Consider the following 26289-nt stretch of genomic DNA (forward strand, 5'->3'; position numbering starts at 1 on the left):
TCTTACCATGAAACACCTTTTAATTGCCACTTTAACATTACTAATCACTTACTCAAACAACTATTTAGTAACAGCTAAAACCCCAACCAATCAATTAACAATTGCCCAAACCAACCAATTAAAAGACACCTTAGTAATTCCCGGAGAAAGAGTAGGCCCAATTACAAAAAATACCAGTCGCCAAGAACTAACTAAACTTTTTGGCGCATCCCGTTTGCAAGACAAAACTATTTTTGGCCCCGAAGGAATGGGGAAATTTCCTGCTACTAGCGTTAACCTGGGATCAGAACGTTCATTTACAATAGTTTGGGTAGATGAAAAACGCACTAAACCTGCAACAATTCGCGATTTTGGTTCAGCTTGGAAAACACCCCAAGGAATTGGTGTTGGTACTTCCCTGACAGAATTAAGGAAACAATTAGGTGAGTTTAAACTTTACGGTCTCGCTTGGGATTATAGCGGCACAATTTTACTAGAAAACACTAAATTAGCGAATTATTATGGTAAATTAATCTTGCAGGTAGCAGCCAATCCTGATGCAGCGAAAAAATATCCTCGTCAATATCAAGCAGTTATGGGAGACAGCACTTTCTCTTCATCAAATCCTAATTGGCAACCTTTAGAAATTACTGTACAACAAATGATGGTGTATTTCAAGAAAAGTATTTAATACTCGAACAATTAATGGTAAAATACCAATAATGAGTAATACACAATAAATAAATTATTCAAATACCCATTACCCAAAATGCACAAAATCCCTGTTACAGTTATTACCGGATTTCTCGGCAGTGGCAAAACCACTTTAATTCGCCATTTATTACAAAATAATCAAGGTCGAAAAATTGCCGTGATCGTCAATGAATTTGGCGAACTAGGAATCGATGGAGAATTAATACGTTCTTGCCAAGTTTGTGATGAAGAAGAAGCAAATAATAACATTGTCGAACTTACTAATGGATGTCTTTGCTGCACCGTTCAAGAAGAATTTTTGCCCACAATGCAGGAATTATTAAAACGTCGGGAAAACTTAGACTGTATCTTAATTGAAACATCAGGATTAGCTTTACCTAAACCATTAATTCAAGCATTCCGTTGGCCCGAAATTCGTACAGGTGCTACCGTTGATGGTGTAATTACAGTAGTAGATTGTGAAGCCATTGCATCAGGAAAATTAGTCGGCGATCTTGAAGCTTTAAATGCTCAAAGAGAAGGCGATCCCAATTTAGATCATGAAACCCCGATCGAAGAATTATTTGAAGACCAATTAGCTTGTGCTGACTTAGTATTACTCAGTAAAGTTGACCAAATAGACAACGAAACTCAAGCTCAAGTTGAGCAATGGTTAAAACAACAATTACGTTCCGCTGTTAAGTTAATTCCTTGCAAACAAGGTGAAATTAACCCCGAATTATTGTTAGGTTTTAACGCCGCAGTTGAAGATAATTTAGAAGATCGTCCCAGTCATCATGACGAAGAAGAAGAACACGAACACGACGACAAGATTAACTCAGTGCAATTTGTTTTTGAAGGCAACTTTCAACCACAAACACTAGTAGAAAAATTACAAAACCTAGTACAAAAATTAGAGATTTACCGCATTAAAGGATTTGTTTCCGTGCCCAACAAACCCATGCGTTTAGTATTGCAGGGAGTTGGCGATCGCTTAGAATACTTTTACGACCGACCTTGGCAAAAAACCGAACCCAGACAAACCAAATTAGTCCTTATTGGGCGAGATTTAGAAACTACAGAAATCACCGCAGAACTGGAAAAAATCGCCGTTTAATACCTTCATCTGTCTTGAGAAATACTTGCTTTTCCTTGATCCCTTACAAAGTCTCTGCCCTTTTGTAGGGGTTTTAGTTTTGCTGTTTATTTCAATATGTAAATGTTCGTTAATAATTCAGCAAAATAGCAATGACAGTCAGCAATATCAGCGCTTACGATCGAGGAAAAGAAGCACTAAAAAATTTGAATGTAGACGACCAATTGGGTTTACTTTGGGTTGTCTATACCAAGCTAGGAAAATCAATTACACCAGCAGCACCAGGGGCTTCTGGATCGGAAATTGCTCAAGGTTTGTTCAACCAAGTTAAAGCAATTCCCCATCAAGAACAATTGCAAGTAATGCGGGATATTGCCACCAAAGCTAACACTCAAATTAGCCGTGAATATGGTTCTTTGAGTCCCGAAACAAAATTAGCTTTCTGGTATTTCTTAGCACAAGGAATGGAGAATGCTACCATTATTCCCATGCCTCCAAATTATGAACTTCCCCAACCAGGAAAAGAGTTATTAGCCACAATTGAAGGCTTAAGTTTCCAAGAACAAATTGATTTCCTGCGGGGTGCAGTTTTACCAATGGGCGTAGAACCTGCGGGCGGTTCTCAAATTTAATTCGCTCACATCAATAGCAAATTAAAACATTGAACAATTGTTGATTTTTGGAGAATTTTATGACTTATACTCAATCGAATGTAGAGCAAGTTGTTGAAGCTTTGCGCCGCTTAAACGCAGACGATCAATTAGCTGTGTTGTGGTTTGTTTACGAGGAAATGAAAGGTGGTATTACCCCAGATCCTAAAACAGCAGAATTAGAAATTTCTCAAGCAATTGTCGATCGCATTCAGCAAATGTCTCGTGAAGAACAACTGCAAGCACAACGCGACATTGTTACAGGCGCAAATAACGACATTGTTCAACAATACCGCGCTTTAAGTTCTCGTACCAAATTAGGTGTTTGGTACGTCCTCGCACAAGGCATGGAAAACCAATCCATTATTCCTATGCCCAGTAATTATCAACTCTCCTCTGAAGCTGAAAATGTATTAAATCAAGCCAAGCAATTGGACTTTGGAAACCAAATCGACTTCATGACTAACGCCGTTGCCAAAATGGGCTAACCGAAGGCACAAGGAGACAAGGGGACAATTTAATTATCCCTTGTCTCTTCTGCCTATTTCCTATTTTGTAAAACTGCCCCAATTACCCCAATTCCGGCTAGACTTGCGCCAGTAATAATTAAGGGTAATGCTGCATTAAATCGCTGTTGTTTTTCGGGATTTACAACCGCATTTTTATCTAGTACCTGGGGATTTTTTTTGATATTTTGATTTAGTTGATTTTGCGAAATCATAGTGTTAGAACTAGGTGTCGCTGCTGCGGCAGTTCTCCCAGCAGCAACAGTAACCGGAAAGGTTAATTTAAAAGGTTTAAAATTTCCATTGGTTTTAGGAGTGCCACTTAATTCTATTTCGTAGTTTCCCGGTTTAGGAAATACAATATTTGCACTAGGAATACCTTGATATTGAGAATTAGAAAAAGGTTTTAAAGCAGGTTTGAGTAATGGGGCAGTTCCTTGAACGCGAGGTTTAAGAAAAACTGCCATTTGACAGTTACAATTTTGTAGAGAAATAATTTTTCCACCTGGGCGAGTTAGCGCTATCCAAGTTTGGGAAGATTCACCTGCTTTCGGATTATCATTTGGTTCAATGTGTAACGTTCCGCCTACATCTGCGGCAACTCGTACAGAATGTGCGTAAACGGGAGTAATTGTTAATCCCAAAAATAACATTGTGGTAAAAGTTTTATTCAGACTTAAGCGGTGTAGCATAGAATTTTTCTAAAGATAGGATTGACCAAAATTGGCGCGATCGCACCAAGAACACACAAACAGTAACTACTATTAAAATTACTGTTCTTAACTTATTTTCCCAACTCCATTGCAACCCACCTAAATAATGAGAACCAATCACTACAGCGTGAATCGCACACAACAGAAAAGCTGGCACAGCTAATAAATGAATTTGTCGCCAACGATCGCCTAAATTTCTTTGCAAGCGATCGAAACTTGTCACCGCTGCCGGAATCATCAATATTAACGCTACAATACCCGTTACCATACCTAATTGATGCCAAGGTAACATGAACGAAACCGCATTTACATTCCAACTTAAACTATGGTCTAAAATATGAGCAACATGAGCTAAAGCTAACACAAAAGCACCCACACCCAAAGCTCTACGATACCGCAAAAGATCGGGCCAAATTTTACTAATTGGACGAGCAATTAAAGCCAAAATTAAAAATAGTAAAGCGCCATGACTGGTGAAATCTACCATCGTATCACCAGTGCGTAGTAAAGTTAAAACACCGATCGCGATCGTAATCCAGCCACCCATACGGAACAACTGAGAGCGACGATTTGCACTGACTCTAGAAATCGAAACACCCACCCCCAACATCATCGGCAAAGTTCCTAACCCAAAAGCCAACATCGTCGCCGCACCAACCCAAAGATTACCAGTTTCCGCTGCCTTAATTTGAGCCGCATAGAGAAAACCACAGGGAATCAAACCCCAAACCATCCCTAAAATAGCCGGAGTCCACCAGCGATTTTGGAAAGAAAGATCGAGCATAATTTTACTTAAGCGATCGTGCAACTTCCCCTGCATCAAAGGATGAAAAATCGGGATCGGTGGCAAAAAATCCGGCTTTACCTGCGCCAAACCAAACCAAATCAACACGATCCCCGTCAACACAGCGATCGATCGCCGCAACCAACTATCGATCCCCGCCATTTGTCCGCTAGCAATCAACACCGAACCAAAAGCTCCAATAGCCGCACCCACCAAGGCATAGCTGAAAATTCGTCCCAAATTGAGCGAAGTATGAAAATATAATAGTTGTCGCCAACTCGCACCAGACTCTGGCTTCTGGGAAAGAGAAAAAGCCACACTCAAAGGGCCACACATTCCGATACAATGACCAAAACTTCCCAAGAAACCCAAAGCAGTCATCAGCAGCAAATCGAGCATTTTGGTCTTAATCTCCCACAGATGCAGTAAACTCACCAGCGATCTTACCGAAGATTGCTGGCGATCGAAAACTCCCCAATAATTGCCAAACCGATCCAAAAACAGTCAACAGGTAGATGCCAAAATAATTAAGTAATCGTTTTCTTCTTTATATGAAATACTGAAATGTTTGTCTGTAATCAATTTCCACCTCTGGAGCATCTGAAGGATTTGAAGTGTTAAACAAAAGCATTTACCAACTAAAACTCAACAACAGCAAATCAATTAACTACATTAATTTCAGCATTTGAGGTATCAGCATGACCAGCATCCTATCAGTTAGTTCATCAGAATTGTCCCACAGGCGAAAAACATTACGTCGTCAAAGAAGACGGCAACTAGTTTGTGGCATCTGGCGCATTTTAGCAATTAGTAGTTTAGCCGCCGGGTTAGGCTGGACAGCCACCCAACCAGTATGGGTGATCAAACAACCCGAACAAATCAACATCGAAGGTAATGAAATTATTCCCGATCGAGGAATTCGCTCATTGCTATCCTTGTCCTATCCCCAATCATTACTGCGAATTGAACCAAAAATAGTAGCTCAAGAGCTAGAAACCAACCAAAAATTGATTGCCAAAGCGTCAATCACTCGTAACCTATTTCCACCCAGTTTAACGGTCAAAGTTGAGGAACGCGAACCTGTAGTAACGGCAGTCGCAGTAAATCCCGGCATCCCCCCAACCTCAACCACATTACCAGCCAATCAATCAACTCCAACCGCTAAACCAGGAGAAACCACCCCTCCCCCAACAGTACCAATAGGATTAATTGATGCTAAAGGTACCTGGATACCAATAGAAGATTATAATTCGGCTGGAAAACCAATTCCTTTACCCACAATGCGAATTATTGGCGATCGACAAAAATATTTACCCTATTGGTCGGAAATGTATCAACTATTGCGGCGATCCCCCGTGAAAATTTCCGAAATTAATTGGCTCAATCCCGCTAATGTAATCTTGAAAACTGACATCGGCACCGTACATTTGGGAATATATAGTTCGCACTTCGCCGATCAACTCACAGTGTTAGACCAAATGCGCCTATTGTCAAACCCAGTTGATGGACACCAAATTGCTTACTTTGACTTAACCGACCCCAATTCACCCGCTATTCAATTACAATATCCAACGAATCAACTTCTCTCTGAGTCGGCTCAAAATCTCAAGATACGCTCAAAAAGAACACTAAAGCTTGACAGGCAGCGATAAGCTATTGTTTAGCGAAACTTGCTATATAATCAATCAGCTTGTCACTATTTATTTGGTTTTTCAACCACCTTAGCCTATAGTTGACTTGAGCTACCTAAAATTAAAAAGTTGTTTAGGGACTATTTTTTGATTCCAATGATTCTTAATAATAGACAGGGGCTCGCAAATAAAGTTTCTCAAGCAGAGGGACAACAGGTGGCACCAGGAATGGATGCTAATAATCCTTATATGATGGCTGGATTTCAGTTTGGTCAAGTTCGCGAACCCAAAGATATGGCTGAAGAAGCACACAGCAGCGAAATCGTACCGAGTCGGGTAGCCAAAATTAAAGTAATTGGTGTTGGTGGCGGTGGCAGCAATGCCGTCAACCGCATGATTGCCAGCAACCTCTCAGGCGTAGAATTTTGGGCAATTAATACCGATGCTCAAGCCTTAACTTTATCATCTGCCCCCAGACTCTTGCAAATCGGACAAAAATTAACTCGTGGTCTAGGTGCTGGAGGTAATCCAGCAGTCGGACAAAAAGCAGCAGAAGAATCTCGCGATGAACTAATAGCTGCTGTTGGTAACGCAGATTTGGTGTTTATCACCGCTGGTATGGGTGGGGGCACAGGTACTGGTGCAGCAGCTGTTGTAGCTGATATAGCCAAAGAAGCAGGTGCCTTAACAGTAGGTGTGGTGACTCGTCCCTTTTTCTTTGAGGGCAAGCAACGCATCGGCAAAGCAGAAGAAGGAATTGCGGCACTCCAAAGTCGGGTGGATACGTTGATTATTATTCCTAACGATCGCATCCTCTCCGTAGTTCCCGAAAATACCCCCCTGCAAGATGCTTTTCGCTCAGCTGATGACATCCTCCGTCAAGGTGTACAAGGCATCTCTGATATCATCACTATCCCTGGATTAGTAAACGTAGACTTTGCTGATGTCCGGGCAGTTATGGCAGATGCTGGTTCAGCTTTGATGGGCATCGGTGAAGGGTCTGGTAAATCACGGGCTAGTGAAGCTGCTAGTATGGCAATTTCTTCGCCTTTACTAGAATCCTCTGTGAAAGGCGCTAAAGGTGTAGTATTCAACATTACTGGTGGAAGCGACCTCACCTTACATGAAGTTAACACTGCTGCTGGAATTATTTACGACGTTGTTGACCCCAACGCGAACATCATCTTTGGCGCAGTAATTGATGACAAGATGCAAGGTGAAGTTAGGATCACCGTAATTGCTACCGGGTTTAGTGGGGAAGCTCAGTCACTAACGGCTCAGCAAGCACGAACTACTACCCAACAAAATCAGCCAGTAATTAAACCCGCACCTGCGGTTAATGTGAGAATTGAACCAGAAAGACCACAACCACCATTACAACCACCTGGATTAGATATTCCAGAGTTTCTCCGCAGAAATCGAACCAAGAAAGACAACTAAAATTGTTGATCTTGAAGTTTGCGATCGAGAACCTACCTTGTTTGAGTTTTCGCTGGTGCGAGAAGGCTGAAGGAGAGATGGCTTTTAGGTTTAACTTTTCAGAAGTTCTCAACTCGGTTACACTGCCATGTCGCACTAGCAATTTCACAAGGGAAAAACCCTGGCTGAAAGTTAGAAAAAAATTACAGGAGTTGGGTCGATCGACCAACCTCAAACATTTTCAATTTCCTCCGGTATGACCAGAGAAACTGCATTGATTGTACCAGTAGCATTGACGATCGCAGGTTCAGATAGTGGCGGCGGAGCCGGGATACAAGCAGATTTAAGGACTTTTGCCTTTCACTGCGTTCACGGAACCAGCGCCATTACCTGTGTAACCGCCCAAAATACTTTAGGGGTAAACCGGGTCGATGCCCTGCCTGCGGCAGCTGTAGTGGCGCAAATTCAGGCAGTAATAGCAGATATCGGGGTGCAAGCTACAAAAACTGGAATGTTGCTCGATCGAGAGATTATTCAGGCTGTAGCTCAACAGGTAAGAGAGTTAAAAATTGCCAATTTGGTAGTTGACCCGGTAATGGTATCTCGCACTGGCGCTCAGTTAATCGATGATGCAGCAGTGGTTAGTTTGCGAGAGCAGTTAATTCCCCAAGCAACAATTGTGACTCCCAATCGTTACGAGGCACAAATACTCGGCGGTTTGGCAGTGGAAAGTTTAGCCGATATGCAGGAAGCGGCGCGACGGATTCACCAATTAGGGGCGCAAGCAGTTTTGGTCAAGGGTGGTGGAATGTTGGGAGAGTTGCGGGGTGTGGATGTTTGGTTTGATGGTCAGCAGCTGTTGACTTTGACGACATCGATGGTGGAGACAACTAATACTCATGGCACTGGTTGTACTTTAGCAGCTGCGATCGCCGCTAATTTAGCCAAAGGAAAAGATTTATTAACCGCAGTGCAATTAGCTAAAGATTATGTTACTACTGCGTTAAAGTACGCCCTGAGTATTGGTAAAGGTCAAGGGCCAGTGGGACACTTCTTTCCCCTGTTAGCCAAAACCATCGAGTGATAAAAACAAATTTATGGAATCGATCGCGGTTATGCTATCCTGATTGGGACTAGATTTTAGGCATAGTTGAAATCTAAGCAATTAAGCTTAGTCGCATTAGTCGCAAAATTGTAAAACAGGTTGCCGCTGGCTGACCTAACTTTAAGTTAGAGCAAAACTTATGATGCCAAATTTCAATCCCAAGCAACCCCACCAAAATGCGGGAAATAGCGGTCAGAATGTCCCTACATCAGCTGGAAACAATGCTCGTTCAGTGCCAATTTCAATTTATCGCGAACTAGCAGCAGAGTTGCAAGCGACAAGGGTAATGCTGGAATCATTGAATAACCAAAATCAGCTGTTGCAAGAACAAAATCAACAATTGCGCCGGGAAATTGAAAAGGTGGTTCATTCGGCTCTATATCTCAAGCAGTTAGCTGATGCTTCAGGTTCGGGAATTCGTCAAGCTGATTTTATTCATCCAGAAATGCGATCGGAATCGATTGATATATCTTATCTGCGACAATTGAATAAGACTCAGCCCAATCCAGCATTAAATCCATCAATGGGAGTAGAAGCCTTTGACGATGGAGAGCCAATAATGCCCATCTTTCAAGAAAAGTTAGTGACCGAACAAGTCCAAGGACGTTATCGGCGAAATAGTCAATTAGACCGCGATGCAGAAATTAATGGTTGGTGGTTGACATTGGCGATCGTCTTAATTGTAGTCACAGCTTTTTCAGCTGGCTATTTATTTATACGCCCACTTTTGATTAAAAGATAATTTTTAGTAGCTATTAGCTAGTTAGGATTGGGTTTCTTTGGGTGTAATCGTGAGTTGGAAACCCAGTTCATTCAGTAATTGTACGATTCGGTAGTTTGGAATCGAGTATTCATTTAAATTTTTTCTCTTCCTGAGAAATCCCACAAAAGTTTATTAATCAATTGTGATATCTGTTTTTAGACTTTTCCACCCGTACTTCAGAGGGAAACAGCAACGACACGAAATCCATAATACCTATACTTACCATCCAACTCATCCCCATCGCGAAAGGCGCTGCGACAAGCCCAGGGGAAGCTATACCAAGAACCTCCACGTATCAATCGGTTTTGATTATCTTGATTATCTCCCCCTTGCCAAACTCTGCCATCAGAAGGTGCGCCACGATAATTTTCATGCCAAGGATCGGTGCACCATTCCCAAACATTGCCGTGCATATCGTAAAGTCCAAAAGCATTTGGTGGAAAACTCCCTACATTAGTTGTTTGTCGCCGAAAAATTCCTCTTGGTGCGGAATCATAAGTATAATTTCCGTTGTAATTAACCAAATTGGGAGTAATTGTTTTGCCGAAATAGAAAGGTGTAGTTGTTCTGGCGCGACAAGCATATTCCCATTCAGCTTCGCTAGGTAAACGGTAAGTTTTTCCGGTTTTTTGAGAAAGTCGGGCGCAAAATTCCTGTATTTCGTTCCAACTTACTTGTTCTACAGGTCGATTTGCACCTTTAAAGTAAGCTGGATTAGCTTGCAAAGGTATTTTAATTTTTGGTAATGAAGCAACAGCTTGCCATTGAGCTTGAGTTACTGGATATTTCCCCATAAAAAAAGATGCCACAGTTACTTTACGCTGTGGCTGTTCGTTGCTATTACTTTCTTTCTCCGTGTTTGGCGCACCCATGAGAAAAGTACCGCCAGGAATCGATACCATTTCTAAAGTTACATTATTAATATTTTCTTTAAAAAAAATTGCTTCTCTGTTGCGGCGATTAATGATTTCACCCTTAGCATTTACCGTCACAACTTCAAAGGAAAATTTACTTAAATTATTCGCAGGCGTTGCAGGTTTTGTAGGTGAACGTGAGATAGGAGTGGGAGTTGGTGATTCAGTTTCAGGTGAGATAGGAGTGGGAGTTGGTGATTCAGTTTCAGGTGAGTTAGGTAGAGAACGAGATTTTTCAGTTTCACCTGATTGATTAGCAAATAAAAACTTGTATACAATAACTCCAATTAATCCCAAACTAGTAAATCCAGCAAATTGCAGAAATTTGCGACGAGTTTTTGATGAAGTCGAAGGCGGTGGTTGCATTTTGTAAATATCCAAATCAAAATCAGGCAACCGTGCAGTTAATTTTTACTATTTTAAGTTTTAAGAATCGATCGCCTGAAAAGATTTTACCTCTAAAATTGGGCCGATCATGGCAATACTCATCACATCTTCGCGGACTTCGCCTTTAACTTCAACTTTCAAGCCATTTTTGAGCATTTCTTTCGGGGAAGCTTGGTAAATTTCGTAAGTTTCGCCATTATCGGTGACTAATGCCCAAGTGCCTGTGCCTATGGGTTTACGTTCGATAACACCTTTAACAGTAATACTCATGGTAGTTTTGAGTTTTGAGTTTTGAGTTTTGAGTTGGGGAGAGTTGGGGGGAGTTGGGGGGAGTGAGAGAGTTTTGAGTTTTGAGTTGGGGGGAGTTGGGGGGAGTGAGAGAGTTTTGAGTTTTGAGTTGGGGGGAGTTGGGGGGAGTGAGAGAGTTTTGAGTGAATAAATTCCCCTTGTCCCCTTGTCTGCCAGTCCCCAGTCCCCAGTCCCTATACTGCGTTACGCTGCTTTTCATCCTTCATTGCTAAGCGGGCGAGTCCGAAGCAAAGTAAGGCGTTGATGATGAGGAAAGTTCTGGCGATCGTACCATCTCCCAACCATAATAAACCAGGATCGACGATCGCATTCACCGCCAAACAAGAAGCAACACCCAAACTCGAACCAATAGCAAACCATTTCCAGCTAGGATGTCCTAACAACAAAGCAACTAAAACCACAGGAATTAACACGCTTGCCAAAATGGGATTTAACAGCGTTCCTCCGGTAATTGCATTGCCCATTTCAGGAATCGAACTACCCATAACACGGAAAGGCCATTGGGGTAAATCGAAGACGTAGAAACCTCGTAAGAAGAACAGTCCAGAACTACCAAAAATTAAACCACTACCCAGCGACCAACTCCAAATCGGTAAATAGTTCCGCAAAAACCAAGCTAACAAATAAGAACCAAGTACCATTGCAATTTTCGGTAGAAGTGCGACTGCGCCACCATCGAACCAAAAACGTAAATTCAGATAACCATTCTCTCTTAACCAGCGGAAGAAGTCGCGGAAAGTTATTTGTCCCTTCAAAGCCAGTTTAACAGCGCTAGCCGCATCCAAATGTCCTGCGCCAAAATGGTTTAAAGGGTCTTCTTGAACCTTGCGAACGGACTGGATTAAAACTTCCCGAATTTCATCTGGTGTTTCCACACCGCTTGCTTTCACCATTGCAGCGACAGCAGCAACGTGGGGAGATGCCATACTAGTTCCTTGTAAACCAGCAAAGGTGGAAGCGCCTGTTTCAGGATCGATCGTTTCTTGTAAAATTTGACCGTCTTTACTACCACCAGGGGCAGAAATATCCACACCTGCACCAAAGTTAGAGTAAGGGGCTTTTTCTCCAGAAGGGCCTGTAGCCGCTACGCTAATCACATGAGGATAACGGGCGGGATAAGATGCGGAGTTGCGGTTTTCGTTTCCAGCTGCGGCAACAACTACCACCCCTTTATGGTAAGCATAGTCTACAGCTTCTTCTAATACTTGGCTTTCACCAGCACCACCTAAACTTAAGTTGATCGCATCTGCACCGTTATCGGCTGCAAACCTGATAGCTTCAGCAATATCTGCAACTGTACCACCGCCATAAGCACTTAATACTTTTAGCGGCATAATGCTGGCTTCATAAGCGACTCCAGCTACACCATAGTTATTATTGGTAGATTGAGCAACTGTACCTGCAACGTGAGTACCATGTCCGTTGTCGTCGGTTGCATCTTCTTTGTCGTTAACAAAATCGTAGCCTTTAACAAATTTGGTTTGTTCCAAGTCGGGAACGACAGTAACGCCTGTGTCGATAACAGCGACAGTCATTCCTGCGCCTTTGGTTTCTTCCCAAGCTGACTCGACGTTAATGCTGCGTAAGTTCCACTGCTTTGTATAGTCGGGGTCGTTAGGTACTTCAAAGGCTTTATATTCGTAATTTGGCTCAATAGTTTCAGTTTTTTTACCAATTTCCGACTTTCTCAAGGCTTTGAGTAAGTTTTCGTCGCCCTTAACAATATATACGTTGTCTTTAGTGGAAAATTCGCTGTTTAGGCGAGGGGAAACTTTGTATTGTTGGGAAATTGTTTCTAAACTACTGGTAATTTGGGCTGCGGGTATATCCTCCCGAAAGTCCAAAACAATAGAATCGTAAGTGCCTTGGTTTGCTAACCCTTTAAAATTAGAGAGTGCCCAAACCAAACCGACGGCAAATAAGCAAATTAAGAAAAGCTTTCTCATGTGAAACCGCCAGGAGTAGCGTTAATGTAATCACCAAGATAACTCATGGTGGGGGGGATTGGGGATTGGGGACTGGGGATTGGGGATTGGGGATTGGGGACTGGGGATTGGGGATTGGGGACTGGGGACTGGGAAACATAGCAATTATTTAATCTGTAAACTCCTCTCTTTCTTCTTTCCTTCGTGTCCTTCGTGTCTTCGTGGTTCAAAAAAAATCTTTGTCACAAATCGATAAGATTGCTATAAATTTAAAATTAAAAGGGAGCAAAAGAAGAATATAAATTTCTCCCAGTCCCCAGTCCCCAGTCCCCAGTCCCCAATCCCTAAAATTATGGAAAGAGGTCTTTTTTGGTTGCCTTTGCTGGCATTATTTATTTGGTTAGCTTGGGCGGGTTGGAATGAATATCAAAAGTTAGAAGCTTACCGTATTTGGGCCGAAAAGTTCGATCGCGCCAAGTATGATATTTATGCTGTGCTTGGGCAAAAGGGTAACGATATAACTTGGGGAAAACCGACGCGCCAGGAACCTGCAAATCTGCGAACTTTTTCGCTTAAAGATGTACAAGAGATGCGGTTAATTGTGGACGATCGCATATACAATTTAGCAGAACCACCAGAAAAAGGTCGGGCTATTGCTTTGGAGTTCCTATTCTTCAATTCTCTTAATTCTGTACGAATTCCCTTTACAGAACTTGCTTTAGCTGTGGAATGGGGAAATGCTTTACAGCAAGATTTACCTGGTTAATTAATCAACGCAAAAAGAGGACTTTAGTCCTCTCAACGAACTATTACTATCCAGGGAAGCAATCTAAAATTAATCCTGTCCGGTGACTTTTTCTACAAACGATTTTGCTTCTTGAATTATCCCTTTATCTGGTTGAGTTTCTTCGTAAACTTCTAAGTTTTCTTTGTATTCTTCCTCTAAACCATTGGGTTCGTTAAGGACGTTAATTTCCTTATCGTAAGCTTTTTCCCGTGCGGTTTCTGATTCTTGAGAATTGCCAACTTCTGTTTGCATTGGCTGTCTATAAGTGGGAGCAGCTGCTAAACTATTTTGTGCTGGGAGTACCAAAATTGATAAACTCAGTAACACTATTAATGTTGAAATCAAAACTTTGTGCAAGGCGTTTTGTAATGTAGAAAAAATATGAAGCATATTAATTGACTCCTAATTTTTTTGGTCAAAATTATAGTATTTTTGTTTGAGAAATCTTGCTTCTACCAAAAGGTACATTAAAACTGTCTCAAAAATTACAGATTGTTAACTAAAGGCAGTTTTACTGTGAAGGTTGCGCCTTTTGCTTCGCCTTCACTTTGGACGTAGATAACTCCGCCATGTAATTCTACGATATGACGAACGATCGCTAATCCTAGCCCTAAACCACCGTAAGATCTAGTAGTTGAACCATCAGCTTGTCGAAAGCGATCGAACACAAATGGCAAAAATTCTGGTTTAATACCTATACCTGTATCTTTCACTTCAATCACTACGAATTTGAGGAGAGAAGATGCACAAGCAAGGTTTTGTTGTTCAGTTGTCTTTTGCCATTCTTCGATTTTCAAATTAATCTCAATACTGCCTCCTGATGGAGTAAATTTAATGGCGTTAGATAGTAAATTCCAGATTACTTGTTGTAAGCGATCGCTATCTCCTAAAATTTTATCTTTAACTTCATCGTGGACGAATCTTAATTGAAGTTGTTTGGCAACAACTGAGGGCAAAGAAATATTGATTACTGTTTCTATAATTGGAACAATATCAATTAAGCTAATTTGTAAATGTAGCTTTCCAGTAATAATTTGCGAAACATCAAGGATATCTTCAATTAATTGTTTTTGTGACCTAGCGTTGCGTTCAATTGTTTCTAAAGCTTTAGCTACAATGGTATCGCTTAGTTTACCACTACGCAAGACTTGCGACCAACCAAGGATAGCATTTAATGGAGTGCGTAATTCATGGGAAACTGTGGTTAAAAAATCATCTTTAATCCGATTTATTTTGGCTAATTCTTCGGCTTGTTTAATTAAAGTTTCTTCCATGTGTTTGCAATCACTAATTTCTGTAGTTATACCGCAAATTCCATAAAGAATTCCCTCGCAATTATAAAGGGGATATTTTAAAGAAAGAACTGTCACAGGTTGAGAATTAATTATGCAAAACTCCTCAAATTCCAAACTTTTTCCTAACTCAATTACTTGGCGATCGTTACAGCGATAAGCTTCTGCTATTTCATCAGGCAAAAAATCATAATCTGTTTTGCCTATAACTTGACATCTAGAAACATTAAATACAGTTTCGCACTGGTGATTAAATAATAAATATCTACCATCCAAATCTTTAATATAAATAGCATTAGGAGAGTTTTCTACTATTGTTTGTAACCACGATTGACTTTGCCACAATGCAGCTTTGGTTTCCTCAAGTTTAGTAACATAATCAAAACATTGTTCTTGATTTTGGGGAGTCTCTACTAGTTTAGTTAAGGTAGATTTGTTTTGTAATAAAGTTACTGGCGTGATGAATAAAAAGCTTTGAAATAAGAAAAGAGAAGCTTGGATAACTCCTTCTTCACCTAAGATTAAAGAGTTTATCGGAGGTAGAAAAAAATAGACGATCGCTAACCCAGTTAATACAGTAGAAAAAACTGCTGCTTTTAACCCAAAATACCAAGCGGTAATGATTACTGGAGCAAAAAACAGTACAAAAGCACTTGTTGTCACATCAATTACTTGATTCAATAGATACATTATTGACACAACAAGTAAATCTACGAAAAAAGTGAATCCATATAAGTGAAAGCCGGAAGAAGCAATTTTTTGCATAAATCTCTGTATACTAAATTGTGGTATTTCAGCCCATACATTTTATGTTTTCCTAAATACAGAGAGATTTGGCATCAATCACAAAGATGATTTTTTATTTTGACACGATCATCCTATAGGGAGAGCGATCGATAAAGTTATTTAAATGTTGATTGACAAATTTGCCGAAAACGATCGCCTCTTTCTTCAAAACTTTTATATTGATCGAAGCTAGCACAAGCAGGAGAAAGTAGCACAACTTTAGCTTGATTTTGTTTAGCTAGTTCGGCGGCTTTAGGAATAGCACGTTCCATCGTTTCGACTATTTCATAATTATTATAGCCAATTTCATCAAATCTTTTGGCAAAGGCGTTTGCAGCATCACCAATGAGTAAAACTGCGGCTGTTTTTGCTTTAATCATACTCATCCAACCCGTGTCATCTCCGGCTTTTGCTTCGCCACCTGCGATGAGTATTGCTGGGGCTGAAACTGCATTTAATCCTACTTCGGCTGCATCATAATTGGTGGCTTTACTATCATTAATAAAATCAATTCCTTGCCAAGTACAAATGTATTCTAAACGATGAGGAACTCCGGGGAAATTGTCGATCGCTAAAGCGATCGCATCTTTCTCAATTCCTGCCAAACAAGCCGCCGCTACCGCCATCAACAAATTTTGTTTATTATGATCTCCGACCATTTTTAAAGCATTAACTTGGACAACCTTTTTTTCAGCAAAAATTACCCAACCATCTTCTATATAAGCACCTTTACCATTAATTAATTCTGCTTTGCCTTTAACATTTGTCCAGTAAGCATTGGTAAAAAGTTTAGGTGCATTATGCTGTAAATAAGGATCGTTTCCGTTAAAAATTTGGGTTTCTGATTGCATCAGTAAATGTGCCTTAATGTTAAAGTAATTTTCTAAGGTTTTGTGGCGACTTAAGTGATCGGGAGTGAAAGTTGTCCAGATACCAATGCGAGGTGCAACTGAGGCGGAAGATTCGATTTGATAGCTGCTAATTTCGGCAATTACCCAATCTGGAAGAGTTTCTGCTAGGGCTAATTCACAAGCAGCAAAACCAATATTACCGCAAGCAGGAGCATTAAATCCAGCAGCTTGAAATATGGCTGCAATTAAAGCGGTAGTAGTAGTTTTGCCATTAGTTCCGGTAATAGCTACCCAAGGAATATTTCGCAGATGTCGCCATGCTAATTCCATTTCCCCGATCGCTTCAATTCCCAATTCTCTGGCACGAACTAAAATAGCTGCATCCCAAGGAACTCCCGGACTAACTACTATTAAATTTGGTAATTTGGAATCGTCTAATTCTAGGGAATAACCTAATTTAACATCAATTCCTTCATTGATTAACTGTTCTGCTTGCTGTTGTAAATTGGGGTTATTGTTGCGATCGCTGACTGTAACTTGCCAACCTTCTCTTTTCAGCAGTCTTGCAGCAGCATTTCCCGATCTCCCCAAACCAATAATATGACCAATAGACATAAGTTAAATGGTGATTCCCTGATTTTTTCCGTTTATCATATTACAGCCTAATGTGCTTTTTGCAATTAACTCTGTTGAAACTGAAGAAACGGTTCAACCAGGGAACGAGTGTCGAGTGTGGGGAGGTTATATTTCCTCTGCCGATCTGAGTCAAGGCAGATTTAGGATCAACTCTTTACAATCGGGCCAAAATCTGCCAATACTCGCGCATGATTTCGTAATAATCCTAAGAGGTTTAACCGATTGCGACGAATCTCCATATTTTCATCCATTACTAACACACTTTCCGGCCCATCAAAAAATGTGCTAACTGTGGGTGCAATGTTACTTAAAGCATCTACCAATTGTTGATAATTGCGTTGTGCTTGGGATGCTTTGGTTTGGGGAACTAGTTGGACGATCGCATCATAAAACGCCTGTTCTGATGTCTTTTGGAATAACTCAGAATTTACCACAGATGTAGGTTCTAATTCTTGTTTATTTAACTCTCCTTGTGCTGCTAAACGAGTGGAACGGTTGACAGTTTCGTAAATTTCATCTAACTTACCATTTTGGCGAATTCGTTGTAAGAAATCAGCCCGATTTCTCACATCTAATAAATCTTGCAAGGCGCGTTCTGTGTATTCTGGATCATTTTCTCCCAAAACTGCATTCACTAAATCGTAATCAATTCCTCTTTCTTCTTGTAACAGAGTGCGAATCCGTTGAATGAAGAATTCTTGCAATTGAGATAACAATTCAACCGAGTTAGTTTTGGGGAATTTTGCTGCAAAATCCGTTACATTTTGCTCAATTAATTGTTGTAAATTAATCGGTAATTCTGCCGCCCAAGTAATGTTAACGATCGCATTTGCTGCCCGTCGTAAGGCAAAGGGATCGGAAGAACCAGTGGGTAACATTCCTAAGCCGAAAATTCCGATTAGGGTGTCTAGGCGATCGCTAATTCCCACCACTTGACCTGTCACAGTTTCCGGCAATTTATCCCCAGCACCACGAGGTAAATAATGCTCAAAAATACCCGTTGCAACTGCTTCTGTTTCTCCACTCGCAGCAGCATATTTTTGTCCCATTACTCCTTGTAATTCTGGGAATTCTCCCACCATTTGTGTTACTAAATCTGCTTTACACAACAAAGCCGATCGCTGAATATTTTGGCTATCTTCTGAGTTTAATTGCAATTGTTCCGAAATTTGTCCAGCTATCTTTTGAATCCGAGTAACTTTTTCCCGCACCGAACCCAAATCTTCTTGAAATGTAACTTTTTCTAATTGCGGCAGATAGCTTTCTAAAGGTTTTGTCAAATCAACTTTATAAAAATATTGCCCATCAGCTAACCTCGCTCGAATTACCCTTTCATTTCCCCTAGCAATGATGTCTGCTTTCGCTGGATCGCCGTTAGAAATAGTGATGAAATGAGGCAATAATTCTCGATATTCGGCAGTTTTAAAAATTGGAAAATAACGCTGTTGAGTTACCATTACCGTTGTAATAACTTCAGTTGGTAAACTTAAAAAATCTGCATCAAAATTTCCGACAACCGTTGTGGGGAATTCTACCAAATCAACAACTTCTGCTAACAAATCAGGGTAGATTTCAGCAACACCATTTTGTTGATTTCCTGCTGCTTGAATTTGTTCGTTGATTTTAATTTGTCGTTGTTCGGGACTAACTAGAACAAAAGCAGATTCTAAAGATTTCACGTAATCTGTAGCTTGAGGAATTGATATAGGTTCGGGATGTAAAACGCGATGTCCTTGGGAGGTGCGATCGCTCTTTACCACCTCCGAACCATTCACAATTTCGATCGGTAAAACCGCATCATCTAACAACGTAACTAACCAACGAATCGGGCGAGAAAATTTCAGATCGCCATCTCCCCAACGCATTAACCGCTTACCTTCCAACTTAGAAATCCATTGCGGAATTAACTGAGTTAAAATCTCCGCTGTCGAACGTCCGGGAATGGTTTTTTGCACAAAAATAAAATCGCCTTTGTCCGTCGGACGAACTTCCAAAGCATCTAATTCTACACCTTGTTTCTTAGCAAAACCTTCTGCTGCTTTCGTTGGTTTGCCATCCTTAAAACCTGTTGCTGCTGGTGGCCCTTTTACCTCTTCCACTCGATCGGCTTGCTGAGTAGGTAAACCTTGAATCAAAACAGCGAGACGGCGTGGAGTCCCGTAAATGTCAATTTTCTCAGTGTTTAAAAATTGTTCCGCCAGAGTGTTGGGAATGATGGTTTGCCATTGCTGGATGGCGCTAGAGACAAAGCTGGCAGGTAATTCTTCTGTACCGACTTCTAATAGGAAACTAGACATAGACTGAAATGTTAGTAGAGTAGCTAAAACAGTCTATCGTGATTTGATGCTCAAAAGGTTGTTGTAGAGACGATTTAGGAAAAGTCTCTACAATTTTAATTTAGCAATTGATTTCAGGGTGCGATCGCTTGTTTTCCAGTCAAATTCGCTTGATACTCAATTACATCCCTGGTTGCTTTGTAAGCTTCACTAAGAGTCCGAAAAGATTCTTGGGAGATTTTTTCGTCAATCAAATCTGTAGCAGCTTGAGCAAATACTTTATCCAGTTCTTCTAGAGCAACTTTTGCTGCTAATTGTTTTCCTTGCACTGATTTCATCAACTGAATAAAACTAGCAATATGGCGATCGGCTTCATCTTTGCGTCGTCGTTCCAACCATGATTTTAGTTCCCAAAACCAAGAACCAAGTAACAAAATTACAGTTAAAATTAATGCTAAATAATCGGCGTTTTCTTGAATAAAAGAAGGACGATCGCGATCGAAATAGGCGATCGCGCCGGGATGAATTGGAATCCCCGTTCCCCCTGTAGTAGTCGGACGAGTAATACTAGCAACTAAAGGTCTTACATCAGCAAATTCATCAGGAATACTATCAGCAACTTCTTGACGATTACTATCCAAAATTTCAGTAATTTCTTGCACAATCCGATCGTCAACTTTTTCACTAGCTAACAAAGTTCGTCGTACAGCAACTGAGGGCAAATCTGCTTCCGGTATTGGAGGATTGCTCCCCTGATATGCACCTTTGGGAATATCCATAGCTTCAAATGCTGGATACTTAATTCGCAAAGCAGCAGCCTGATCTAAAGGCAACAATCTGGCATTATATTTTTGCACTAAATCAACAATATTCCGGTTGCCTAATGCCCGCACTCGAAAGAAAGCATCGGCTTGATTTTGTCGAAAAGCTAGATCGGATTCTAAACTGTTATTTCCCACAAAAATAAAGTCTTTTTCTTGTAGTCCATAATGAGCAGCAATTCGCAGAAAAGAAATATATTGCCCACCCCTTCGCCACAAAGCAATTCGCTTTCCTTTAAGGTCAGTAAATTGTTGAATTGGAGAATTTGCCTTAACTGCTAATTGGAAGATATCTGGATACAAAAAAACCACAACGCGAGCCGATCGTCCAGCCGAAATATCCGCTTGAGCAGTAGCTAATTGTGCCTCTCCTTTCTCCAATTTTTCCAAATTTTCCTCTGTTCCTTTCGTTTCCACAACATCAATTTGGATCTGAGAATTTTTAGCTTCTACAACTTTTTCAATGGCTTTACTCAGAATGTAACTTTCACCATCTTTGCTACCAGCTACTAAAGTTAATTTGTGGGTTTTCAAGTTATTCACCACAAAAAACCAAATCAAAGTAGCAGTTAAGCCAATACTTAAACATCCTAAGCCAATATAAGTTAGCTTGGTTGCAGATATAAAATTGCTGCCAAAAATTTTCTGCATATAATAGTACCTTTCTTTGTTTCAAAATCTGCCAAAGACAGCTAATAAGTATAATTTTATCCTTTAGGGTCGTGTTTGTCCGATCGGATCGCAACTCCATTCCTGACAGCAGTTAAACAGAGCCGTATATCTAAGCAGAAGTTAGGCAAATAAGGCAACATTTATGGCTAATTGGTTACATAGCACCTGGCTCTGGATGGGGGTAAATGTTTGGAATAGTTGGCGCAAAAATTTTCCACATATAGAGCCTGATTTATATGGAATTAATCTAAATGGAGCCAATCTCAAAGGAGTCAACTTCAGCGGTGCTAATCTTGGCCCTGCTGGGCTGTTTAGCGCCGATTTACAAGGAGCAGATTTAACTGGAGCATACTTAAATGGAGCCTGTTTAAATCGAGCCAATTTGAGTGAAGTCAAGTTATCCGGGGCATTATTACGTGCCGCAGACCTCACCAGAGCAAACCTTACAGGCGCAAACCTCTCCGGGGCATATCTCAACAGAGCAGACCTTTCCACTGCCTTGCTCAGGGTGGCGAACTTGGCGAAAGCTGACTTGACAGGGGCATTTTTGCGTGGCGCATACCTCACAGGCGCAAATCTTCGAGGTGCCTATCTTAGCAGAGCCGACTTTACGGGTGCTTATATGCGAGCCGCTAACTTGAGCGAAGCTGATTTAACTGCTGCTTCTTTTAGTGAAGCCGATTTCACTGCTGCTTTTTTAATTAGAACTCAAGCACTTTATACCAATTTTAATAAAGCCAAATTTACGGGAGCTTGCATTCAAGATTGGAATATTAACAGCGCTACTCAATTAGATGATATTGTTTGCGATCATATTTATTTACAATATCATCAACAAGAACGTCGTCCAGTTACCGGAGAGTTTGCACCGGGAGAATTTAGTAAGTTATTTCAAAAAGTTTTTGCTACTGTTGATTTAATTTTTTTGCATGGGATTGAATGGCAAGCGTTTTCACTTGCTTTGGAAAAATTTAATACAGAAATGTCAGGTTATGAAATATCAATTCAAGCAATTGAACAAAGGTTAGATGGTGCTTTTGTGATTAGGTTTAAAGTTCCTTGTGAGACAAATAAAGCCAAGATTGAAAAAGTTTTAAAGTTACAATATGAGCTAGCATTACGAGATATTGATTCAAAATACGGCGAACAATTACAGAGTCAATCTGATGATATTGTCAATCATCGCCAACAAGGTGCTAATTTAATGGAAATTGCTAAGACTATGGCTAATAGACCGATCGATCTAAAAAGCCTAACAAATTCGGAAAATTTCCCTGTTTCTGAATCTGATTTAGAAGATGAAAATCGGGCTAATCATGCTCAGGATTTTAACTTTAATTAGTGGGACTGGGGAAGTTTTAAGTTTTGAGCTAGGAACGAGTTTGGAGAGTTTTAAGTTTTAAATTCTCCCCTGTTCCTCTGCTTCCCAATCCCCAGTTCTCTATTTAGTGACTTCTAAATAAATGTGTTCTAAGCTAATTGGTTGACGGGAAATTGAAGCGAGAGAAATTCCATCGAAAGCAGCAATTATTTCCTTTAATTCTAAAGTTTGTGGCAGCCAAAATGCTAATTCATTGCCATAGCGTCGATGAGTAAAACCTAATTCTGTGGCGCGGGCGATCGCTCTTTCTTCATCCTCAGTTTGGATCGTGACAACCTCCTTTGCCGAAATCAGTTTTTGCAACTCTGACAAAGTTCCTTCCGCCAAAATTTGCCCATTTTTCAAAATCCCAATTCTTTGACAAAGACGTTCTGCTTCATCGAGTAAATGTGTGGTTAACAAAATAGTAATTCCCTGATTTCTCAAATGGCGAATTAACTCCCAAATTTCGTAACGTGCTTCAATATCTAAACCAGTTGTCGGTTCATCTAAAATTAGTAACTTTGGCTGATGTACTAACGCTACTGCAATATTTAAACGCCGTTTCATGCCACCGCTGAGAGTTTCTACGGGGCTGTTGGCGCGATCGATCAAATTAACAGCTGCTAAACAATTATCAACTTGTAACTGGCGCACTTTTCGCCCCAAACCATAAATTTGAGCAAAAAAATTCAAGTTCTCTTTACAAGTCAATGTTTTATAAAGTAAATTTTCTTGAGGTGCTACACCAATGATTGATTTAGTTTTCTCCGAAACAGGTTGCTCGTTAATTTCAATTCTGCCACTATCTGCCTTGAGCAAATTACATATAATATTAATCGTCGTCGTCTTACCTGCACCATTTGGCCCCAGCAAACCGTAAATTTCGCCAAAATTAATTTGTAAATTTAAATTTTGCAAAACTTGACGCTTTCCGTAAGACTTATTGATATTTTCAATTAACAGCATGATCCTCCTCGATCGAAACTAACAAATTCCTGACGCAAATCAAAAAATCTCAATAAAAATATCTGCGTTTATCTGCTTTCATCTGCGTTCTAAAATCAACTAATTCGCATTTAGAAAAAACTACAATAACTTATAATCTTCTCTCTACACTCAACATCCGCCGATAAGACAGCCAACCTGCGCCAATCATCGCAACAGCAAACACCAACAAAAACCAAAAATTAGAGGCAATTTCTGTAAATCCATTGCCATTAGCAGATACAATAAGCAGTGCTTGAGTCATGTGATAAATTGGATTAAATTTAGCCAAGTTTAGCAGAAATTTCGGAAAAACAAAACTGGGAATAAATGCACCTCCTAAAATTAATAAAGGTACACCAAAAGTTGCTACTAAAGCATTAATATCATCAGCACGACGAGCCAATTGTGTACCGAGAATAAATCCAACACCAACATAAGAGATAATACTGAGTAGAATAATCATTCCTCCCAAAAGGAGAGAGCCGTGAAATTTAGCATTCCAGAAAGAGGCGATCGCATACACCAACAAAGTTTGACCAACGCCTATGCAACAGTGAGCGCCGAAAATGCCCAGAAAATAAGAAGTTCCACTCAAAGGAGAGATAAACAAGCGCTTGAGCGTTTGCTGCTCTCGTTCCGCTACTACCGTAGTGACAGTACCTCCCAAGCAGCTAAAAAACAGCGCCGCGCCTACCAAAGTAGTCGGTGCGGCATTTTCAAAAGCCAAAGTAGTCGGTGTAGCATTTTCAAAAGCCAAAGCCATTGACTGTTGAGCGCGTTCTGCAAAAATAAATCCGTTGAGTAAAAGCAGCGCAATGGGAAAGACAGTCCAAAAAATCAGGCTACGTCGCCGTCGGCATAATTCAATTAAAATTCGCTGAGTTACAGCCAGCGTTTCTCGCCAATATTTCATCATCATGTGAGGAGTTAGCAAAGTAGTTCATGAATCAATTATCACGATACGCTCAATTGCCGACAATTTCACGACGTACTTTCTTAAAAATGTTCGGTGTCGGTGCGGTTGGTGGTGTAGTAGGGTATTCCCGTTTTTCTAAGCCACAGCCAACGATTTTTCAACAGGATACCCTCGATTTACCCCGTTGGACAAATCAACCAATTAGCGTCACCGTAGTAGGTGGAGGTTTAGCTGGATTAGCTTGTGCTTATGAATTAAGTCAACGAGGTTTTCAAGTTACGCTATTAGAAAAATCGCCGCAATTAGGAGGAAAAATTGCTAGTTGGCCCATTCAAGTTGGCGAAGAAACTTTTATGATGGAGCATGGGTTTCACGGCTTTTTCCCCCAATATTATAACCTAAAAAGTTTAGTCAAAGAACTGCAAATAACTGACAATTTTCTCGATTTAAAGTTCTACTCAGTTGTTTATCGAGATGATAAGTACCAGCCAGAAGTATTTCGTCCCAGTCATTCTGCTTTCCCTTGGAATATTGTAGATTTAGCTGTTGCTTCTCCTAACCGTTTGCGCTGGGGAATTAACTTAACAAAATGGGAACATTGGCAAGTTTTTCGCGCCATTACTGGATTTCAAACTGAGAAAACTTTTCAACGTCTTGATAATATTTCAGTGACGGAATGGGTAGAAAAAGAATTTCCCCAAGGTTTGTATGATTTATACTTTCTTCCCTTTGCTAAGTCTAGTTTAAATGCTCCTGACGAGATGAGTGTTGGCGAGTTAATGCAATTTTTCCATTTTTACTTTTTTGGCAATCCTGAAGGTTTAGCTTTTAATGGTACTAAACAGGATATGGGAACTAGTTTAGTGCAACCGATCGCGCAAGCAATTCAAAGTAAAAATGGCAAAATTATCACGGATGCAACCGTTAAGGAAATTAACGCATCTTCTGGCAAAATTGATTCTTTAACTTATTATCAAGGTAACAATAATAACGACGTTCCTTTTTGGGTAAGTCGCAATCAATACATTGCCGATCGCCAAGTAGAATATTTTGGTGCAGGTGATGAAGTTTTTGCCGTACAAAATAATAGCAATGAGGCGATTTCCTTAACTTGTACTCACCAAGGTTGTACCGTACAAAGACAACAAAATGGTGAATTCCACTGTCCTTGTCACGGTGCAGCTTTTGATAAAAATGGTAAAGTGATTAAAGGCCCTGCTCAAAGAGATTTGGCAAAGTATAGAGTTGTCGATCGCCAATCCAATCAACTCCAACTAATCGCCACCAAAAACAACTCCAACTTAACCACATCAACCAACACAATTAAAACAGATTACTATGTTTTTGCCACCGATGTTCCCGGAGTGCGTCAATTATTTACCCGCATTAATGGCGATGTTAACGAGAAAGTAAAAACCCAAATTGAAAAACTACCAGTAGCAGATCCCTTTGCGGTTTGTCGTTTCTGGTTCGATCGCGATTTTCAGTGGGAACAAAGTTGGTTTACCTCTCTATCCGGCTATCGCTTAACTGATAGTATCACCCTTTATCATCGCATTCAAGACCAATTCATTGAATGGGCGAAAAAAACCGGAGGAAGCGTAGTCGAATTACACGCATATTGCTACAAAGAAAAAGAGTTTCCCACTCAAGAAGCATTACTCACAACATTTGAACAAGAACTATACGAAATAGTCCCCGAACTTCAGCAAGCAAACATTCTGCATCGAGAATTAGTGAATCAAAAGAACTTTTCCGGTTATCCACCGAATAGTTATGGCGATCGTCCCCAAACAACCACCGAAATAACTAACCTTTTATTCGCCGGAGATTGGGTAAAAATGCCCTTCCCCTGTGGTTTAATGGAAAGAGCAATTAGTAGCGGATTACTAGCAGCAAACGAAATTTTGCACCGCCAAGGATTGCAAAGACGCACCTTATTTACTGTCAACCCAGAAGGGTTACTAAAAATTTAAAATTACCCGTCAGATGAACACAGTAAATATATAAATATTATCTGCGTTCATC

General features: G+C 40.4%; 23 protein-coding genes. 11 read left to right on the forward strand and 12 right to left on the reverse strand.

The window, feature by feature from the left end:
* Positions 1-7 precede the first annotated feature (7 nt).
* The 4 genes from ACE1CA_RS00620 (at position 8) to ACE1CA_RS00635 (ending at position 2906) form a co-directional block, all read left to right on the forward strand.
* The gene (locus ACE1CA_RS00620) at positions 8-670 is read left to right on the forward strand and encodes a hypothetical protein (RefSeq protein WP_413277000.1); all 663 of its coding nucleotides are present in this window, start codon (positions 8-10) and stop codon (positions 668-670) included.
* Between the two features lie 78 nt (positions 671-748).
* Positions 749-1789 carry a cobalamin biosynthesis protein CobW gene (gene cobW, locus ACE1CA_RS00625; protein ID WP_413277001.1) on the forward strand — a complete coding sequence of 347 codons (1041 nt, stop codon included), beginning with the start codon at positions 749-751 and terminating at the stop codon, positions 1787-1789.
* A gap of 131 nt (positions 1790-1920) precedes the next feature.
* Complete coding sequence (locus ACE1CA_RS00630) at positions 1921-2400, forward strand: orange carotenoid protein N-terminal domain-containing protein (RefSeq protein WP_413277002.1); 480 nt, start codon at positions 1921-1923, stop codon at positions 2398-2400.
* 59 nt (positions 2401-2459) lie between these two features.
* The gene (locus ACE1CA_RS00635) at positions 2460-2906 is read left to right on the forward strand and encodes an orange carotenoid protein N-terminal domain-containing protein (protein ID WP_413277003.1); all 447 of its coding nucleotides are present in this window, start codon (positions 2460-2462) and stop codon (positions 2904-2906) included.
* A 53-nt stretch (positions 2907-2959) separates the two neighbouring features.
* Here ACE1CA_RS00635 and ACE1CA_RS00640 read toward each other — a convergent pair whose 3' ends face one another.
* Together ACE1CA_RS00640 and ACE1CA_RS00645 are read right to left on the reverse strand one after the other, a co-directional pair.
* Positions 2960-3616, reverse strand: a complete 657-nt coding sequence (locus tag ACE1CA_RS00640; protein ID WP_413277004.1) for a hypothetical protein — start codon at positions 3614-3616, stop codon at positions 2960-2962.
* The gene (locus ACE1CA_RS00645) at positions 3591-4820 is read right to left on the reverse strand and encodes an urease accessory protein UreH domain-containing protein (protein ID WP_459563584.1); all 1230 of its coding nucleotides are present in this window, start codon (positions 4818-4820) and stop codon (positions 3591-3593) included. The genes ACE1CA_RS00640 and ACE1CA_RS00645 overlap by 26 nt, the downstream gene beginning before the upstream one ends.
* Positions 4821-5119: 299 nt before the next feature.
* Here ACE1CA_RS00645 and ACE1CA_RS00650 point away from each other — a divergent pair, with 299 nt between their 5' ends.
* The 4 genes from ACE1CA_RS00650 (at position 5120) to ACE1CA_RS00665 (ending at position 9318) form a co-directional block, all read left to right on the forward strand.
* On the forward strand, positions 5120-6073 hold the full coding sequence (locus ACE1CA_RS00650) for a cell division protein FtsQ/DivIB (RefSeq protein ID WP_413277006.1): 954 nt from the start codon (positions 5120-5122) through the stop codon (positions 6071-6073).
* Between the two features lie 135 nt (positions 6074-6208).
* Entirely contained in the window at positions 6209-7492 is a 1284-nt protein-coding gene (ftsZ, locus tag ACE1CA_RS00655; protein WP_413277007.1) for a cell division protein FtsZ, read from the forward strand.
* A gap of 235 nt (positions 7493-7727) precedes the next feature.
* Positions 7728-8555, forward strand: a complete 828-nt coding sequence (gene thiD, locus ACE1CA_RS00660; RefSeq protein ID WP_413277008.1) for a bifunctional hydroxymethylpyrimidine kinase/phosphomethylpyrimidine kinase — start codon at positions 7728-7730, stop codon at positions 8553-8555.
* A gap of 160 nt (positions 8556-8715) precedes the next feature.
* Positions 8716-9318: a hypothetical protein gene (locus ACE1CA_RS00665; RefSeq protein WP_413277009.1), complete on the forward strand. Its 603-nt coding sequence runs from the start codon at positions 8716-8718 to the stop codon at positions 9316-9318.
* A gap of 197 nt (positions 9319-9515) precedes the next feature.
* Here the strand turns inward: ACE1CA_RS00665 and ACE1CA_RS00670 are convergent, their stop codons facing one another.
* From ACE1CA_RS00670 to ACE1CA_RS00680, 3 genes are all read right to left on the reverse strand, one after another.
* On the reverse strand, positions 9516-10619 hold the full coding sequence (locus ACE1CA_RS00670) for a formylglycine-generating enzyme family protein (protein ID WP_413277010.1): 1104 nt from the start codon (positions 10617-10619) through the stop codon (positions 9516-9518).
* A gap of 60 nt (positions 10620-10679) precedes the next feature.
* Positions 10680-10910 (reverse strand): hypothetical protein, encoded by a 231-nt coding sequence (locus ACE1CA_RS00675; protein WP_413277011.1) that lies wholly within the window; start codon positions 10908-10910, stop codon positions 10680-10682.
* A 212-nt stretch (positions 10911-11122) separates the two neighbouring features.
* Positions 11123-12895: a S8 family peptidase gene (locus ACE1CA_RS00680; protein ID WP_413277012.1), complete on the reverse strand. Its 1773-nt coding sequence runs from the start codon at positions 12893-12895 to the stop codon at positions 11123-11125.
* Positions 12896-13226: 331 nt separating this feature from the next.
* On the opposite strand from ACE1CA_RS00680, the gene ACE1CA_RS00685 reads away from it, so the two are divergent.
* Complete coding sequence (locus tag ACE1CA_RS00685; RefSeq protein WP_413277013.1) at positions 13227-13640, forward strand: hypothetical protein; 414 nt, start codon at positions 13227-13229, stop codon at positions 13638-13640.
* Between the two features lie 69 nt (positions 13641-13709).
* Here ACE1CA_RS00685 and ACE1CA_RS00690 read toward each other — a convergent pair whose 3' ends face one another.
* The 5 genes from ACE1CA_RS00690 to ACE1CA_RS00710 form a co-directional block, all read right to left on the reverse strand.
* Positions 13710-14051, reverse strand: a complete 342-nt coding sequence (locus ACE1CA_RS00690) for a hypothetical protein (protein WP_413277014.1) — start codon at positions 14049-14051, stop codon at positions 13710-13712.
* A 95-nt stretch (positions 14052-14146) separates the two neighbouring features.
* Entirely contained in the window at positions 14147-15643 is a 1497-nt protein-coding gene (locus ACE1CA_RS00695; RefSeq protein ID WP_486517603.1) for a PAS domain-containing sensor histidine kinase, read from the reverse strand.
* Positions 15644-15855: 212 nt separating this feature from the next.
* Entirely contained in the window at positions 15856-17205 is a 1350-nt protein-coding gene (gene murD / locus ACE1CA_RS00700) for a UDP-N-acetylmuramoyl-L-alanine--D-glutamate ligase (RefSeq protein WP_413277016.1), read from the reverse strand.
* A 167-nt stretch (positions 17206-17372) separates the two neighbouring features.
* Positions 17373-19523, reverse strand: a complete 2151-nt coding sequence (glyS, locus tag ACE1CA_RS00705; protein ID WP_413277017.1) for a glycine--tRNA ligase subunit beta — start codon at positions 19521-19523, stop codon at positions 17373-17375.
* 113 nt (positions 19524-19636) lie between these two features.
* Positions 19637-20974, reverse strand: coding sequence for a TAXI family TRAP transporter solute-binding subunit (locus ACE1CA_RS00710; RefSeq protein WP_413277018.1), 1338 nt, complete (start codon positions 20972-20974; stop codon positions 19637-19639).
* Between the two features lie 163 nt (positions 20975-21137).
* On the opposite strand from ACE1CA_RS00710, the gene ACE1CA_RS00715 reads away from it, so the two are divergent.
* Positions 21138-22337, forward strand: coding sequence for a pentapeptide repeat-containing protein (locus tag ACE1CA_RS00715; protein WP_413277019.1), 1200 nt, complete (start codon positions 21138-21140; stop codon positions 22335-22337).
* Positions 22338-22436: 99 nt separating this feature from the next.
* Here the strand turns inward: ACE1CA_RS00715 and ACE1CA_RS00720 are convergent, their stop codons facing one another.
* Together ACE1CA_RS00720 and ACE1CA_RS00725 are read right to left on the reverse strand one after the other, a co-directional pair.
* On the reverse strand, positions 22437-23324 hold the full coding sequence (locus ACE1CA_RS00720) for an ABC transporter ATP-binding protein (RefSeq protein ID WP_413277020.1): 888 nt from the start codon (positions 23322-23324) through the stop codon (positions 22437-22439).
* A gap of 130 nt (positions 23325-23454) precedes the next feature.
* Entirely contained in the window at positions 23455-24258 is an 804-nt protein-coding gene (locus tag ACE1CA_RS00725; RefSeq protein WP_459563585.1) for an ABC transporter permease, read from the reverse strand.
* A gap of 29 nt (positions 24259-24287) precedes the next feature.
* On the opposite strand from ACE1CA_RS00725, the gene ACE1CA_RS00730 reads away from it, so the two are divergent.
* Complete coding sequence (locus ACE1CA_RS00730; protein WP_413277022.1) at positions 24288-26237, forward strand: FAD-dependent oxidoreductase; 1950 nt, start codon at positions 24288-24290, stop codon at positions 26235-26237.
* Positions 26238-26289: the final 52 nt, after the last annotated feature.

This window comes from Floridaenema evergladense BLCC-F167 (genome assembly GCF_041929205.2).
Taxonomy (GTDB): Bacteria; Cyanobacteriota; Cyanobacteriia; order Cyanobacteriales; family Aerosakkonemataceae; genus Floridanema; species Floridanema evergladense.